General features: G+C 49.1%; 10 protein-coding genes and 1 riboswitch. All 10 genes read left to right on the top strand.

What is annotated here, in order from left to right; translation table 11 throughout:
* Nucleotides 1-138 precede the first annotated feature (138 nt).
* Complete coding sequence (locus tag AS151_RS22265) at nt 139-297, top strand: hypothetical protein (protein ID WP_170861434.1); 159 nt, start codon at nt 139-141, stop codon at nt 295-297.
* A gap of 164 nt (nt 298-461) precedes the next feature.
* Nucleotides 462-556, top strand: a riboswitch (TPP riboswitch).
* 8 nt (nt 557-564) lie between these two features.
* On the top strand, nt 565-1947 hold the full coding sequence (gene thiC, locus AS151_RS17220; RefSeq protein ID WP_071518301.1) for a phosphomethylpyrimidine synthase: 1383 nt from the start codon (nt 565-567) through the stop codon (nt 1945-1947).
* A 232-nt stretch (nt 1948-2179) separates the two neighbouring features.
* Nucleotides 2180-3316 carry a geranylgeranyl reductase family protein gene (locus AS151_RS17210; protein ID WP_071518299.1) on the top strand — a complete coding sequence of 379 codons (1137 nt, stop codon included), beginning with the start codon at nt 2180-2182 and terminating at the stop codon, nt 3314-3316.
* Nucleotides 3317-3363: 47 nt separating this feature from the next.
* Nucleotides 3364-3822 (top strand): NADAR family protein, encoded by a 459-nt coding sequence (locus AS151_RS17205; RefSeq protein WP_071518298.1) that lies wholly within the window; start codon nt 3364-3366, stop codon nt 3820-3822.
* Between the two features lie 206 nt (nt 3823-4028).
* Nucleotides 4029-4193 (top strand): hypothetical protein, encoded by a 165-nt coding sequence (locus tag AS151_RS22260; protein WP_170861433.1) that lies wholly within the window; start codon nt 4029-4031, stop codon nt 4191-4193.
* A gap of 24 nt (nt 4194-4217) precedes the next feature.
* Nucleotides 4218-9632: a hypothetical protein gene (locus AS151_RS17200; RefSeq protein WP_071518297.1), complete on the top strand. Its 5415-nt coding sequence runs from the start codon at nt 4218-4220 to the stop codon at nt 9630-9632.
* Between the two features lie 303 nt (nt 9633-9935).
* On the top strand, nt 9936-12383 hold the full coding sequence (locus tag AS151_RS17195) for an MASE1 domain-containing protein (protein WP_071518296.1): 2448 nt from the start codon (nt 9936-9938) through the stop codon (nt 12381-12383).
* Nucleotides 12384-12488: 105 nt separating this feature from the next.
* A complete protein-coding gene (locus AS151_RS17190) occupies nt 12489-13760 on the top strand; it encodes a tetratricopeptide repeat protein (RefSeq protein ID WP_071518295.1) in 1272 nt (423 codons plus the stop codon).
* Between the two features lie 9 nt (nt 13761-13769).
* On the top strand, nt 13770-14888 hold the full coding sequence (locus AS151_RS17185; RefSeq protein WP_071518294.1) for a hypothetical protein: 1119 nt from the start codon (nt 13770-13772) through the stop codon (nt 14886-14888).
* Between the two features lie 103 nt (nt 14889-14991).
* The coding region (locus tag AS151_RS17180; RefSeq protein WP_139240730.1) for a tetratricopeptide repeat protein at nt 14992-16556 on the top strand (1565 nt) is incomplete at its 3' end.

The following is a 16556-nucleotide window of genomic DNA, read 5'->3' as shown; positions in this document are numbered from 1 at the left end:
TGACGGCGGCTGAAGCCGCACGGGTCGCTTTTCATCCCTGCTTTAAAAAGTCAGGGCTTTCAAGCTCCTGATTCATGCGGTAAAATAGCGATTGGCCGTACCCTCCCCTTTTTCCCTCCCAACCACCCAACCATGGCTATGAAAATTTCTTACCTGTTCTGGACTTCCCTAGGCATTACATTGCTGGTTTGGTTCCTACGAGGCATCCGCGTGCTTTCGTTTTTACCCGGTTATGTGATTTGGATTTTCATTTTGGTAACGATTTCCCTGGGGATTATTAGTTACTTGCAAAGATGATTGACCTCATGTAACACAATATGACAAAAATCAAAGTAAGTTTTCCCCAAGCTGCCATGAGAGGCAGAGAAAGCGATCGCGATGTGGCCGGCAAAGTGGAAATCCTAATGTTTTCCTAATTTTTTTGGTAGCCAAACCCTTGGTTTCGTGTTATGATGAACAACTAATCAAGCTAGGGGTGCCTGGGAACAGGCTGAGATTACACCCTTAGAACCTGAGTCCGGCTAATACCGGCGGAGGGAAGCGACTTATTGAGGACAACAAAACATGCGCAAAGAATGGATCGCCAAGCGTCGTGGTGAGGGAAACGTCACCCAAATGCACTACGCTCGTCAAGGTGTTATCACCGAAGAGATGCACCACGTAGCGAAACGGGAAAATCTTTCCCCAGAGCTGGTGCGCGATGAAGTAGCCCGGGGGCGGATGATTATTCCTGCTAACATCAATCATCCCAACCTGGAACCCATGTGCATTGGGATTGCTTCCAAGTGCAAAGTCAATGCCAACCTCGGTGCCTCCCCCAACTCTTCCGACTTAAATGAAGAAGTGGACAAAATGAAACTGGCGGTAAAATATGGTGCCGATACGGTGATGGACTTATCTACCGGCGGCGGCAACTTAGACGAGATCCGCAGCGCCATCATCGAAGCTTCGCCAGTTCCCATCGGTACGGTGCCCGTGTACCAAGCCATGGAGAGCGTCCACGGGAACGTAGAAAATCTCACCGCCGATGACTTTCTGCACGTTATCGAAAAGCATGCCCAACAAGGGGTAGACTACCAAACCATCCACGCTGGTCTTCTCATCGAACATTTGCCTTTGGTAAAAAACCGCATAACCGGCATTGTTTCCCGCGGCGGTGGCATTTTAGCCCAGTGGATGTTGCACCATCACCAACAAAATCCCCTTTATACCCATTTTGAAGATATCATCGAAATTTTCAAAAAATACGACGTTTCCTTCAGTTTGGGCGATTCCCTGCGTCCCGGCTGTACCCACGATGCCTCGGATGAGGCGCAACTGGCAGAGTTAAAAACCTTGGGACAGCTTACCCGGAAAGCTTGGGAACACGACGTGCAGGTGATGGTAGAAGGTCCCGGACACGTTCCCATGGACCAAATCGAGTTTAACGTGAAAAAGCAAATGGAAGAGTGTTCCGAAGCACCTTTCTACGTATTGGGTCCGTTGGTTACTGACATCGCGCCGGGATACGATCATATTACCTCGGCCATTGGGGCGGCCATGGCCGGCTGGTACGGTACGGCGATGCTTTGCTATGTGACGCCAAAGGAACATTTGGGTCTGCCCAATGCTGAGGATGTGCGCAACGGTTTGATTGCGTATAAGATTGCCGCTCACGCAGCGGATATGGCGCGGCACCGACAAGGAGCGAGCGATCGCGATAATGCCATTTCCGAAGCACGGTATAATTTCGATTGGAACCGTCAGTTTGAATTGGCGTTGGACCCCGATCGCGCGCGGGAATACCACGACGAAACCTTACCTTCTGATATTTACAAAACAGCGGAATTTTGCTCCATGTGCGGTCCCAAATTCTGCCCCATGCAGACCAAAGTGGATGCAGATGCTCTATCCGAGTTGGAGAAATTCTTGGCCCGGGACGAGAAAGAAACAGCCAATCGTAGCTAAATCCTTCTCGAAGTGGGGAATCTACTGAAATTATACAGGTTTTGATAGGGGCAAATTATGGTTTGTCCCTATTTTTTTGCGATCGCTATGCGGATGGCGGAGATGGCTGGCAGAATTTTGGTGGCAACTCGTAGCCACCAGCCAAAAATCGCCTACAATATGGGGAGATTTTCTCGGCTTGGGTGCTTCTAGTTGTTTTTGGTTTTCTTTTTTAATTGAATAACGATTTGCTATGTACGATTGCATAATTATCGGTGGCGGTCCTGCCGGTGGCAGTGCTGCCTACCATTTAGCCAAAAAAGGACATTCTGTTGTGGTTTTGGAACAAGCCAGCCTACCGCGTTACAAACCCTGTGGTGGCGCTGTTTCTCCCCTGGTGCGGCAGTGGTTTGATTTTGATTTTACACCGGTCATTTCCCAAAAAGTCGATCGGGTCCGCTACACTTGGAAACTGGGAGAACCGGTGGAGGTGAAGCTGCAAACCTCAGAACCGGTGTGGATGGTTCATCGAGAGAAATTCGATACATTTTTGCTAGAACAGGCACAGCAGCAAGGTGCAGAAGTTCGCGATCGCACGCCGGTGACCCAGATTGCCTGGCAAAAGGACGCTTGGCAGGTCAGTACCCCCCAGGGAACAATGGCCGGTCGCTACTTAATTGGTGCGGATGGGGCCAACAGTCAAACCGCCAAATGGCTAAAGTTGAAAACTGCCAAACTACGACCGGCAGTGGTTTTAGAAGCCAAAGCCAATGGCAAGCAACCCCAACCAGCACAGGTACGATTTGATTTCGGTCAGGTAAAAAACGGCTATATCTGGAATTTACCCAAAGCAGATGGCTATTCCATTGGCATTGGTAATTTTCTTGACGGCAGCGATCGCGCCCAACTCAGCAAAATTGGTCGAGAATACGCCCAAAAAGTGGGTTTACAGGTAGCTGCCGATGGCATTTGGGAGGATTCCCTGTGTCTGTGGGATGGCAAGCGGACCCTACACGCACAAAATGCCTTGCTAGCGGGAGAAGCTGCCAGCGTCGTCGATCCGTTTACGGGTGAAGGCATCCGACCGTCCATGTACAGCGGTATGGAAGCAGCCAACGCCATTGACAAGGCCTTGCAAGGAAAGAAAGAGGCCCTCAAACAGTATACCCACACCACCAACGAACAGTGGGGACAAGATATGGTTTGGGCGCAGCGTTTGGCGGGTACCTTCTACCGCTTTCCCGGTTTTGGCTATAAAATTGGGGTGAAAAATCCCACAGCCACTCAGATTATGATGCGCATTCTTTGCGGGGACTTGCGTTATTCTGAAGTGGTGGACTATGCCCTCAAGCGTTTGGCGGGGGGATGGCTGCCTGGCGGTGGAAAATAGACATGCGGAGGCAAACCAACCTCTGAAAGCGTCCCGAAATACTCCCTATGGCGATTTACTTTTATAAGGTCGGCAACCCCTATGGCTGTTTTTCCAATTTTTCTCCCCATCCCATTTCTATGGCGGGGGAATGTTGGCAGACGGTGGAACATTACTATCAAGCGCAAAAGTTTGTTGGTAGTCCGGATGAGTGGTTGGTCGAGAAAATCCGCCATGCCAGCGACCCCGGTACAGCGGCGATGTGGGGACGCGATCGCGATCGGGTGGTGCGTGCGGATTGGGAAATTGCCAAGATTCCCGTGATGCGTGCCGCTGTGTTAACCAAATTTCTGACCTACCCCGACTTGCAGGAGACGCTTTTGGCCACTGGCGAGGAACTGTTGGTGGAAGATTCTCCGAAAGATTATTTTTGGGGACGCGGTGCGGATGGTTCCGGTTGCAATCACCTGGGAAAGGTTTTAATGAGTATTCGCGCGGAAATTCGCCGTAGAAAAAGCAGTGCGTAGGGAGAAAAACCACCAAGAGACAAAAAACGCTAAGATTTTTTATAGATAATACTGTTTTGCATTGTCTTTGATGGCAACATGGAGGAACGATAGGGTACGCAACAACGTCGTTGAAACGGACAGCCAACTTGTAAGGTTTCCCGATTTCGGTAGCAGGGAGATGAAGTAGGGAAAAGAACTGTCTTTAGGTAGGAGATTTGATTGCTATGTACCGTCCATTGGTTTTGGTCGTCGCTGTAGGTTCTAGCGCGATCGCATTTTTCTCCCCTGCAGGAAAAGCAATCCCTTTTCCTACGGCTACCGAAGTACCTGAAGAACAACCATCGGAATCTACGGAAGAATGTCGCTGGTTGGGAACTTGCTACCGCTAATGTCATCTTTCTTTTGAGAAGCATATGAAATCGGAGATTGCCACCCAAAACCAGCAGGCTTTTCGGACCCTCTACCGCGCGATCGCCCTTTCTGAGGGACAATTTTCCCTGGTTTTGGTTCGCTGCCACTATCGCTGCCTGCAAAAACGCATCCTCGAGCGCCTGGAAACGGCTTTATCCCGCCGCCATGCCGATGGTTCCCAGCAGGGAAGGTCGCCTGGCTACCAAATCCTTTCCCTAGAACCTAACGCCACGAACTTGTACGCGCAAGTGCAAGCCAGCACCAGCACCACCTCACCCCAGGCTTTGATGGTGTTGGGATTGGCATCGGTGCGGTTTGTGGACCAACTGTTGGTTTCTACCAATCAAGTCAGGGATGAGTTTCGCGATCGCCTGTCGTTTCCCTTGGTTTTATGGGTCACCGATGAAGTATGTCACAAACTCACCCGACTGGCCCCCGATTTGGCCAGTTGGGCAGCTCCTCCGATTAAATTTGAGTTAGATACCCACGACTGCCAGCGGTTGGTCCGGCAAAAAGCACGGCAATCCTTCCAAAATATTTATCGCGCTACCCCCTCCGAACTGGCGTCTCCTCCTTCTTTGGCACCTTCAGTTAGCGATTTGTTGGAGTTACACTACGCCTTGCAGGATTTGCAACGCCGCCATCAAACTGTTTCTGAAAGTACCCAAGCGGAAGTTGCGTTTGCCTTTGCCCAGGGAGATGCTTACGGAATTGCTACTAACGTTACTGCAGAAACAGAGGGTTGCAGTAGCGAAAGGGCGATGAAACGGTATCAACAAAGTTTAGAATTTTGGAAATCAGCCGTTCTCCAGGTAGGCAAAGAAATCTCGGCCCAGTTTGGTTCACCACAAGCTGCCGTGCGTCAAAGTGGCGATGGCTATCCCCAACAACTACAACGGCAGGTAAAACAATACCTATTGCGTCAAGCGATCGTGCTGTATGCCATGGGATTGGCGCTTTGCCGGCAGGGAGAACGCCAGTCGGACCCCCAGGAACAGTTCCAGCAAGCCAGGCGTTATTTGGTCCAAGCCGTGCAAGTGGCAGAACTGATCGAACAACCGCAACTGGCAGCGAAATTGGTGACCCAACTGGCCGAAGTGCTATACTACTTGCAACTGTGGCAGCCCTTACTTAAAATTACCAAACAAGCCCTGACCTGGCATACTCAGTACGGTGCCGCCACGGAAAAAGCGCGAGATTTCGGTTATTTGGCAGAAGCCAGCTACCACCTAGGACGCTACAAGGATGCCTATTTGTGGTCGCAACTGGCCGTACGTACCCTGGCGTCTACCTACGAGCGCCCCAGCCACAAAACTTGCGAAAATAACGTACGTCCCTTATTTCCATCGTTGCTAGCCATCCAGTACCGCTTGCTGTGGTTGCGGGTGCAAAATTACGGCGAAGACCCGACCATTACTTGGAATCAGGGCGTTGTTGCTGAAGACTTGGAAGTTGCGATCGCGGCTTGCAATCCCCACCACCATCCCCACCGCTACATTCGCCTGCTGGAAATTCTGCGATCGCAATACTACCGCCGGGGCAACTATCCAGAAGCCTTTCGCCTCAAACAAGAGCAGCACTTAGTAGAATCAAGATACGGATTTCGGGCTTTTGTCGGTGCCCAATGCTTGCGGCCTGTGGTAGCTGGCGATGGCGATGGCAGCCGCGGGAAAATCCAAGAATTGACGCCCATCGTACCTGAAATTACTGCTTCCGGACGCATGGCTGATGTAAAACAGATTCTCTCCCGTTTGGCAAGAGCCGATTGCAAACTTACCGTAGTGTACGGACCTTCTGGGGTCGGCAAAAGTTCCCTGATTTTAGCCGGCTTGCTTCCCGCATTGCAGTACACCACCATCGACGGACAAATCCCCTTGCCAGTGGTAATTTCTAGCTACGAAAATTGGGTAGAAACCCTAGGGGATTTGCTAGTAGCTTACCGGCAACCGCAACCAGAGAAAAATCCAACCTCTTCCCCCATCAATAGCATTGCCCAAATTTGCCAGCAACTGTATACCAATACCGAAAAAAACTTATTTACCATTTTAATTTTCGACCAGTTTGAAGAATTTTTTGCCGGGTCTACATTAGACCAGCGGCGGGAATTTTACGAATTTTTCAGTCAATGTTTAAACTTGCCGGCGGTCAAACCCATTTTTGTGCTGCGCGAAGATACCATTCACTACTTACTGGAAATCGAAAAATATGCTAATTTAGAAGCCATTCCCCACGGCAATATTTTAGACGCACAGGTACGCTACTATTTGGGGAATTTTTCTGTAGCTGGAACCCGATCGCTTTTACAGGGATTAACCGCCAACCACCACAACGAAACCACCACCGCAAGCAAGCAACCCTACACCCTAGAACCAGAGCTCATCGAACAGTTGGTGGAAGATTTAGCAGAAGAATCCGGCGAAATTCGTCCCATCGAACTGCAAATTGTTGGTTCCCAACTGCAAGCAGAAAATATTACCATCCTAGCAGACTATCAAAAATCGGGGGGCAAACACAGCCTCATCGAGCGATTTTTAGAAGGCGTGATTCAAGACTGCGGTACAGAACACAACCATACCGCACGTTTGGTGTTATTTTTACTCACCGACGAAGTGGGCAATCGGATTGTGAAAACCCGTCAAGAATTGCATGCAGAACTGGCAGCCAATACTGAAGCTTTGGATTTTATTCTCCATGTATTTGTGGAATCGGGAATTGTGACAATTCTACCTTCCCAAACAGCCGTTTATCGCTACCAACTGGTACACGATTATCTAGCCACATTGATTCGGCAACGGGAACAAGCCAATTTGCGTTCCGAGTTGGAAGAGTTGCGCCAAAAGCAACAGCAAAATTACCAAGAAGTAGAACAGCTAAAAGAAGAAAAAAGCCTGCTAGCATCTTTAGCCGATGCCAGATATCAGTTGGTACAAGAAACCTTAGAAGATTTCCTCCCCAACGCTACCGAAAATACCTCGTTGCTGGAGTCGCTAACCCAACTGCGGCAGCGGGAAGAACTCAGCCAAATTCTCATCGACCAACTGCGTCAGGAAAAAAATCTACTATCGCAATTGGTAGAAACCAAAAACAAACAGAAAAAAGTCGAAAAAGACCGACGGCGTTGGCGGCGGATTTCCGTTACCGGTTCGGCTATTGCGGGGGGATTGCTGGCTTTGACCACCGTTTCGGCCTTGTCGGAACGTCAGGAAGCAGAGATTGCGCAAAAAAGGGCAGAAGTAGCAGAAATCGAAGCTCGCAATGCCGCTTCTAGAGCTTTGTTTGTATCGGGCGATCGCTTGCATGCTTTATTAGACAGCGTCCAAGCCGCTCAAAAACTGCAAGCCACTCCCGCCTCACCAGCATTAAAGTTAGAAACCTTCGACCGCTTGCAGCAAGCCGCCACCACCGTCCGTGAGGTCAACCGCTTGCAAGGTCACCGCGATGGCATCTACCAAGTGCACTTCAGTCCTGACGGCGAACTGATTGCCTCTGCCAGTGCTGACCAAACCATCAAACTGTGGCATCGCGACGGTCGCTTGTTGCAAACTCTTGGCGGTCATACCCGGCGCGCGAGCAGCATTGATTTTTCCCCCGACGGCGAGAAATTGGCCTCTGCCAGTTGGGATGGTACGGTGAAGCTGTGGTCGTCCTCTGGAGACTTGCTGCATACCATGACTGCCCATACCAAGCGGGTTTTGGGGGTAGCTTTTAGTCCCGATGGCGAAGTGCTGGCATCGGTGGGGTCTGATGGTAAAATCAATCTCTGGAATGGTCAGGGTCGCTATCTGCGCACCATTGACGGTCACCGGCAGCCAATTACCAGCGTGGCTTTTCATCCCAATAGCAAAATTTTCGCAACAGCCAGTACGGATCGCACGGTGAAGCTGTGGTCGCGGCAGGAAGGGTTTATTCGGACTTTGGGTGAGGGCGAGCAAGGACATCAGGGCGGTATTTATGATATAACCTTTTCCCAGGATGGGAATTTTCTGGTTTCTGCCAGTGCCGACCGTACGGTCAAAATTTGGCGTCCTTCTGGGGAATTGGTACAAACGTTCCAGGGACATCAAGCGTTGGTGCATGATGTGGCGATTGACCCCCATAGCCATGCGATCGCGTCTGCTAGTTTGGATGGTACGATAAAAATTTGGCATCGTGAGGGAAAACTACTGCAAACTCTCACCGGACATCAGGATTGGGTTTTGGGCGTTAGTTTCAGTCCCGACGGTCAATGGTTGGTATCGGGCAGTCGCGACAGCACCGCCAAGATTTGGCGCTGGCAACCCCAGAAAAAACTTATGCAAACCATGCCTGCCCACGGGGGGTCTGCAAAAGCGGTGGCGTTTCATCCCAATGGCAATCTCTGGGCATCGGCGGGAGATAATGGCAAAATTAAGCTGTGGAATGCCCAAACAGAGGTGCAAGCAACCCTATCGGCTCATCAGGGAGCAGTGACGGGACTGGATTTTCACAGCAACGGCAAATGGTTGGTTTCTGCCGGTAATGATGGTACGGTCAAACTGTGGCGTAGTGATGGTACTTTGGTACGCAGTTGGTCTGCCAATCAGGGGCAAGTTGCCGATGTGGCGTTTTCTCCCACAGGAGATTGGTTGGTGTCAGCGGCTGGGGAAGAATTAGCGCTAGAGAAAAATGATGTCAAAAGCGATCGCTACTCCCTCAAATTATGGAATTTAGAAGGAAAATTATTGCAAACCCTCTCCAGCCACCAAGATGCGGTAACATCAGTAAGCGTCAGTCCTAACGGCCAGATGCTGGTTTCTGGCAGCCGCGACAACACGGTGAAACTATGGCATGCCGATGGCAAACTGTTGAATACCTTCCAAGGACACAGCGACTGGGTTTTGGACGTGGCGTTTCATGCCAATGGTAAGATGGTGGCATCCGCCAGTGCGGATCGAACAGCGCGTTTGTGGAATTTGGAAGGCAGGCAGCTACAAGCGTTTTTCCACAGTCGCTCGAAATTCCATTCCGCAGCCAATGGCAGCGAGTTTGCCGCCAGCAGCCGCGATGTACAAGTGTCGGCGGTCACCTTTTTACCAGGCATTGCGGGAGTTTCTGGCAATACAATTTTGGCTTCCGCCAGCGAAGACGGTACGGTGAAGTTTTGGCGTCCCGATGTTACTGGAGAAAGCGATAAAGTGGGATATGTAGAAGATGGAACGACGCCAGTGCGAACTTTGGTGAGTTCCCCCAGCGATATCCGTCAAATGGCTATTTCTAGGGATGGCAACCAACTGGTAGCTGCCAAGGGAGATGGTACCCTAGTGGTGTGGAATTTGGATGTAGATTTGGCGGATTTGTTGGAAGTAGGATGCAATTGGTTGCAAGATTACGTACGGAGCCATTCCCAGCTATCTGCAAAAGAGAAACATTTATATTCTTGTCGGCAATCTAAAAAGTAGGTAGCGGGATTTGGGTGGGAACGGAAACTGGCACTGCGATCGCCTGTTTTTTAATATCACCTTAACCTACGACGATTATAATTAACCATAGTCAATACCATTTCTGAAAAAATAACGATTGATTGTCTTGGTAGGGCGGCTTCGCGAAGGGGTCCGACAAAAACGCCCGATCGTCTCTTGAAAAATCTTAAAGAAATGGTATAAAAAAAGCAAACTATATCTCCAATTGTTCCAACTGCCTTTCTCAGAAATTTGACAGCTCAATTTGTTGCGCTTGTTACTTGTTGCTTGTAACTTCTGGACATGAATTTAAAACTCCGTTTCTCACTGCAGAATTCATCCCTGGTAGGCAATTTACTGGCGAATGCAGCAGCAGCGATCGCAATTTTTGCAGTTAGCCAATTTTGTTTGAGTTTTACTTCCTTTCCCAACAGCGATGCTGCCCCCATTTGGCTTTCTTCCGGCGTTGCGATCGCATTGATTGCTCGTTGCGGTTACTTCCTTTTCCCCGGTATTATAATGGGATATTTTATTTATGGCTTATTCATCCATCCGCTAACCCCCGAGGGAATCCTCACAATTTTGGGGATTGGTGCAGCCAATTTCCTGGAACCTCTTGTTGGTGCTTGGGTTTTACGCCGGCATACCCAACATCCCCCTTGGTTGGCATACATTCAAGATGTTCTGTTGTTTGTGACGTTCGGAGCAGCCACCAGCGCCGCCATTAGCGCTACTTTAGGCAGTTTCAGTCTTTGTTTTATCGGTCAAGCTGCTGTCAGCGATTTTCTCGAAATTTGGCGCACCTGGTGGACTTCAAACATCACGGGGATTTTGCTAGCCACCCCCTTGCTGCTTTTTTGGAGTCAGGAAAGACCCTTTCCCATTCGCTGGTCCGCTGGTAAAATAGGAGAACTGGCTTTTTTAAGTTTTGCAATTTTGCTGATTGCCCATGTTGCTTTTCGTGGGAGCTATACAGTTGAATACGTTTTATTGCCTCTGCTTACTTGGGCAGTTTATCGTTTCGGTCAGCGGGAAGGAGCTACTTTAGCCGCAATTGTAGCCGCGATCGCGATTTGGGGAACCATTGGCGGCATGGGTAGCTTTGCTAGGGAAACCCAGGAAGCGTCGTTGATTTTGCTGCAATCCTTCGTGGCAGTTCTAGCAACCACCATATTATTTCTACAAGCCACCATTCACGAACGACAGCAAGCGCGTGCGGAACTATATCGCTACAACCAAGAATTGGAACAGCGGGTTCGAGAACGAACCGCCTCTCTCCAAAGCGCGCAAGAAGCTGCCGAAGCCGCCAACAGAGCCAAAAGCCAGTTTTTGGCCAATATGAGTCACGAACTACGAACGCCCCTCAATGGTATTTTAGGGTACGCTCAGATTTTAGAGCGATCGCCCTTACTGACAACAGACACCACCTCTACCTCCTTAGCAGAAGCAGTTAACACCAACCGCCAGCAATTTCGAGATGGTTTGCAAATCATACAGCAGTGCGGTTCTCACTTGTTGATGTTGATCGACGATATTCTGGATTTATCTAAAATTGAAGCCAGAAAATTGGAACTCCATCCTACCGAGTTAGATTTTCCCTCGTTTCTCACTACAACCACAGAAATGTGTCGCATCAAAGCACAACAGAAAAACTTACAATTACAAAAAACTTTCGATCCGGATTTGCCGCGGGAAGTGTATGCCGATGAAAAGCGATTGCGGCAAGTTTTGGTGAATTTGTTGAACAACGCCATTAAGTTCACAGAAGATGGTTACGTTATGTTCGGCGTTTCTGCGATCGACGATCGAAACAAAAATTCCCTGCATCCCATGATACGCTTTCAAGTGCAAGATACGGGAGTGGGAATTTCGCCGGCGGAAATCAAGACCATTTTCCAACCTTTTGCACAAACAGGAAGCAAGCAACAAAAATCCCAAGGAACCGGATTGGGGTTGGCTATCAGTCAAAAAATTGTGGGTATGATGGGGGGAGAAATTGAAGTTGTTAGCGTGCCGGGAGAGGGGAGTACGTTTTGGTTTGATATCATTTTGCCAGTTGCGAGTAGGGCTGCGGCGAGTTCTGGACAACAGGATGCCAATTGTTATATTGTAGGGTATCGCGGTCGTCAGCGACGGGTTTTGTTGGTAGATGATATCGCCAAAAATAGAGAAGTATTGCAAGATTTGCTCGCGCCGGTGGGATTTGAGGTTATGGAGGCTGTGGACGGGGAAACAGCTATGGAAAAAGCGATCGCACATTCTCCGGATTTGGCAATTATCGATTTGATGGGAGATTCTGCTTCTGGTATCGATTTAATTCGCCGGTTTCGTAGCCATCAAGCCTTACAAAATTTGCCCATTCTTGTTTCCTCTGCTAGTGTTTTTGAAAGCGATCGCCAAAAAAGTTTGCAAGCGGGGGGCAACGCTTTCTTACCCAAGCCCATCCAAGCTTCCCAACTGTGGCAACAAATTCAGGATTTGCTGGATGTGAAATGGATTTATCGTTATGTCAACGAAGAACAAGAGCAATTAGAAAACCAATTCCAAGAAATCGTAACACCTTCCCGTCAAGAAATCGAAAATTTGTACAGTTTGGCTGTACGCGGTAGTTTGAAAAAACTCCAAAAACAAGCGCGTCAGCTACAAACTCAAGACCCCAACTTGACCTTTTTTGCTGGGAAGGTCTTAGAACTGGCACAGAATTTCCAAGAAAAAGAATTGCGAGATTTTCTCAATTTTTATCGAGTGTAAAGGGTATGGTAAAATTCGCCCGATCGCTTCTTGTCACGAATGTGCCAACATTGCTGCTAAACTACTAGAAATGCGATCGCGAATCAATTGGAACCGTACCATGCCATGGCTTCTCTGGCTGATAATCCCTTAACCCACTATCGCCAAGTTACCGCTGTTTTGGATACTTCCCGCCATATAACTAGGGAAGAAGCTCTTACGATTTTAATCGCTCGCGATCGCGTAGAGCAAGCCATCGAACGGGGAATCCTGCAAACCCCGCAGCAGCTACAGCAAGTTTACGAACTCGACAGCAAGCTGCAACAAAATCCCCGACGCATTTGCGCCAATCTCGACTTAGCCACCTATCGCCAAAGCCTCAACAAAACCTCCCTCGGCTGGTGGTGGTATTTGGATACCACTTACGAACATCGCCACGAGAGACTGGATTGGCTGTATCGTGCTTTGAGTTTAGTAGGATGGACAGCCATTATGGCTTTTTTGGTGAATATCGGCAATCGATCTTTCCAAGGGGGTTTGGGCGTTTCGGGAGCGTTTGCGGTGATTTTGCCGTCTTTGCTGACTTTACTTAAAGATCGCAGCGAAGTCACAAAAGCCGGTCAGCGAGCTTTTACGGAAATGTTGGAGCGATTCGGCATTCCCCGGCAATGGCACGAGGAAATCAAACTGGGCGTTACTGGTTTGCTGCTGTTGGTGTTGTTGGTATTTTGGTTTTCCTTACCCGAAATTGCCAATATTTACAACCAACGTGGCCTTCATGCGCATCATAACCAGGCTTACAGCCAAGCCGAAACACTCTACAAACAAGCAATTTCCTTGGATAAAGACCATTCCCATGCTCATTACAACTTAGGCGTTTTGTACGAAGATTGGGAAAACCAGGAAAAAGCCAAACAACATTATCAAATTGCTGCCAGTCAGGGAAATATTAGAGCGCACAACAACTTAGCTCGCTTATTAATTTTGGAAGAAAAATATGCCGATGCCGTCCATCACTTGCAACAAGCTTTGTTAGCTATCAAAAAAATTCAACAAAATCCGGAAAGCAAAGAAGTGGAACCTGAAGACAAGTATAGCATCTATAAAAATTTAGGCTGGGCGCGTCTGGGGCAAGAACGCTATCAGGATGCTCAACAATATTTGCTTCTTGCCAAAAACCTAACAAAAGGGGAATATAAAGACCAAATTTCAAGAGTTGCTTCTGCTCGCTGCCTTTTGGCTCAAGTGTACGAAAAACAAGAAAAAAAAGAAGCTGCGATTGAGGAGTGGCAGGCTTGTTGTGCGTTGGGAAACAAACTGGTTTCCGAAGAAGATGCTTGGTTGCACCAGGCACGCCAACAGCTTCAAGCTACTGGAAAACCGTGTTCCGAAACCTAAAACAAGCTTATGAACTTGAGAAAATTTCTATCAATTTCGTTCCTGAGTGCTGGACTCTCTCTAGGTAGCCACGGCTTTGCCAATGCCGAAACGCTGAATATTCTTTTGCAAGCTTCTGGCACAGTAGAACGCAAAGCACCTTCTTGGTCGGAATATCAACCTGTGGGAATTGGCACTCTTCTAGGAATCGAGGACCGCTTGCGCGTGCGAGGTCCAAATGCCCATGCTATCATTTCGTGTACCAATGATAAAAAGTGGCGCATCGGCAGGGGTACGGTCAAAATTTCCGAGGGATGCCCCGATAACGGCGTGCGATGGGATCCAAACGATACCCAAGCACCTCCCAGAACCGGAATCGACCCCCGGCAACCCTATATTCTCGCTCCCCGCAATACGGCTATCATGCCGGGTCAGGAGTTCGGATTCGCTCCCCGCAAGCTGATGCTGCGCTGGCATCCTACAGAAGAGGCGCAAACCTATCGCGTGGTGGTGAAAACACTGCTTTCCGGTCGTTGGGTCAGCGAACCAACTAGCCGTTCGTCGATTCGGTATTCGGGTGAGCTGGAACCGTCAACTACCTATCAAATTTGTCTGATGAGCGATCGCGATTCGGGTGGAACTTGCAATGTCTCTTCTTTGCCTACGTTTAAAGTGTTGGATGTAGATACGGCGGAAAAAGTAAAGCAAGAGATGGAACGCTTGCAAGCACAAAATTTGCCCGCACCCATCCACCAGCTTTCCCAGGCGAACTTGTATGCCAGGTACGAACTCTATCAAGCGGCGATTGATACCCTGCGACCTTTGGTAGACAGTGGCAGCGAAAATTTGGCGGTTTACAAACTGCAAGCTCAGTTGTACGAGCAAATTGGCTTGCCACCACGAGCGATCGCACTTTACAAACAAGCTCTGGCATTGGCAGCAGAGGATAATTTCAGCGATCGCGCTTATATTCAAGAGCGATTGGGCAGGTTACAATACCAGGGCACCAACTACGCGGAAGCCGTTACCTGGTTGCAGCAGGCGCGCCAAAGCTACTCGCAATTTCTCGACCTTTCCCTCGACAGCAACCAAAAGCGTTTGCAAGCACTGGAAGAAAAATTGACAGATGCTCGCAGACGTTCCGATTGAGCTGCCCAGGGATATTTTGAGAACAGGTTGGGGAATCCTAATGACGAATTCCCCTTTTCTCCATATCGAACATTAGCCCATCCAGATTCTACTACTCGTTCCTATGTCCAGCCGAAAATCAATTCCCCAATGGTTCCCGCTTCTGGTGAGTGTCTTGCCTCTAGGCATGTTGCCAGATACTGCTATTGCTTCTACGGTGGAAGCGTCGCCGGTGATATTGGCACAGCGAGAAAGTTCTTTTACGCCACAAAACTTTACAGATCGTCTAGATGAGAATGCATCAACTACAGAAGATGGACATTATTATAAAGTATATTCATTTGAAGCTGAAGAAGGCGATCGGATTACCATTGAGCTTTCTAGCAATGAATTTGATGTAGGATTAGGTTTATACGATCGTCAAAACGAAGAGATTTTGGATCGGAATGACGCTATATCCAAGACAAAAGCTCGAATCGTAGTTACCATTCCCCATTCTGGACAGTATGACGTATTTGTAACCAGTCAAGAACCAGAACAAACTGGAAACTACCAACTACAGTGGCGACAAGCAACGGAAGCCGATATCAAGCTAAGCGAAGCAACTCGCTTAAACCAGCAAGTTGTAGAACTTCACCAACAAGGAAAATACACTGAAGCCATTCCAATAGCAGAAAAAGCTTTAGAAATTCGACAGCGATTTTTAGAGGCACCACATACCGATATTGCCGACAGTCTCAACAATCTGGCAGCTTTGTACGAAAGCCAAGGTCGCTACGAGGAAGCGGAACCCCTCTACCAAGAAGCCCTGGAAATGTACAAACGCCTACACGGCGAACAACATCCCTCCGTCGCCACCAGTCTCAACAATCTGGCAGGTTTGTACGAAAGCCAAGGTCGCTACGACGAAGCAGAACCCCTCTACCGCCAAGCTTTGCAAATGAGAAAACGCCTACTGGGCGAACAACACCCCTCAGTCGCTACCAGTCTCAACGATCTGGCAGTTTTGTACCATCGCCAAGGTCGCTACGACGAAGCGGAACCCCTCTACCAAGAAGCTCTGCAAATGTACAAACGCCTACACGGCGAGCAACATCCTCGTGTCGCCATCAGCCTCAACAATCTGGCAGCTTTGTACAAAGACCAAGGTCGCTACGAGGAAGCGGAACCCCTCTACCAAGAAGCTCTGCAAATATACAAACGCCTACACGGCGAGCAACATCCCTCAGTCGCCACCAGCCTCAACAATCTGGCACTTTTGTACGAAAGCCAAGGTCGCTACGACGAAGCAGAACCTCTCTTGCGCCAAGCTTTGGAGATGAGAAAACGCCTATTGGGCGAACAACATCCCCGTGTCGCCACCAGCCTCAACAATCTGGCAATTTTGTACTATCGCCAAGGTCGCTACGACGAAGCGGAACCCCTCTACCGCCAAGCTTTGCAAATGTACAAACGCCTACTGGGCGAACAACACCCTGATGTCGCCGCCAGTCTCAACAATCTGGCAGCTTTGTACCAAAGCCAAGGTCGCTACGATCAAGCAGAACCCCTCTACCAAGAAGCTCTGGAGATGAGAAAACGCCTATTAGGCGAGCAACATCCTGATGTCGCCGCCAGCCTCAACAATCTGGCACTTTTGTACAAAAGTCAAGGTCGCTACGAGGAAGCGGAACCCCTCTACCGCCAAGC

The organism is Geitlerinema sp. PCC 9228, from assembly GCF_001870905.1.
Classification (GTDB): Bacteria; Cyanobacteriota; Cyanobacteriia; order Cyanobacteriales; family PCC-9228; genus PCC-9228.
This window is presented reverse-complemented; position numbering and strand designations above follow the sequence as displayed.

What these genes read in the sequence shown, in the direction of transcription:
- AS151_RS22265 (WP_170861434.1), top strand. Translation starts at nt 139, where the DNA reads ATGAAAATTTCTTACCTGTTCTGGACTTCCCTAGGCATTACATTGCTG.
- thiC (WP_071518301.1), top strand. Translation starts at nt 565, where the DNA reads ATGCGCAAAGAATGGATCGCCAAGCGTCGTGGTGAGGGAAACGTCACC.
- AS151_RS17210 (WP_071518299.1), top strand. Translation starts at nt 2,180, where the DNA reads ATGTACGATTGCATAATTATCGGTGGCGGTCCTGCCGGTGGCAGTGCT.
- AS151_RS17205 (WP_071518298.1), top strand. Translation starts at nt 3,364, where the DNA reads ATGGCGATTTACTTTTATAAGGTCGGCAACCCCTATGGCTGTTTTTCC.
- AS151_RS22260 (WP_170861433.1), top strand. Translation starts at nt 4,029, where the DNA reads ATGTACCGTCCATTGGTTTTGGTCGTCGCTGTAGGTTCTAGCGCGATC.
- AS151_RS17200 (WP_071518297.1), top strand. Translation starts at nt 4,218, where the DNA reads ATGAAATCGGAGATTGCCACCCAAAACCAGCAGGCTTTTCGGACCCTC.
- AS151_RS17195 (WP_071518296.1), top strand. Translation starts at nt 9,936, where the DNA reads ATGAATTTAAAACTCCGTTTCTCACTGCAGAATTCATCCCTGGTAGGC.
- AS151_RS17190 (WP_071518295.1), top strand. Translation starts at nt 12,489, where the DNA reads ATGGCTTCTCTGGCTGATAATCCCTTAACCCACTATCGCCAAGTTACC.
- AS151_RS17185 (WP_071518294.1), top strand. Translation starts at nt 13,770, where the DNA reads ATGAACTTGAGAAAATTTCTATCAATTTCGTTCCTGAGTGCTGGACTC.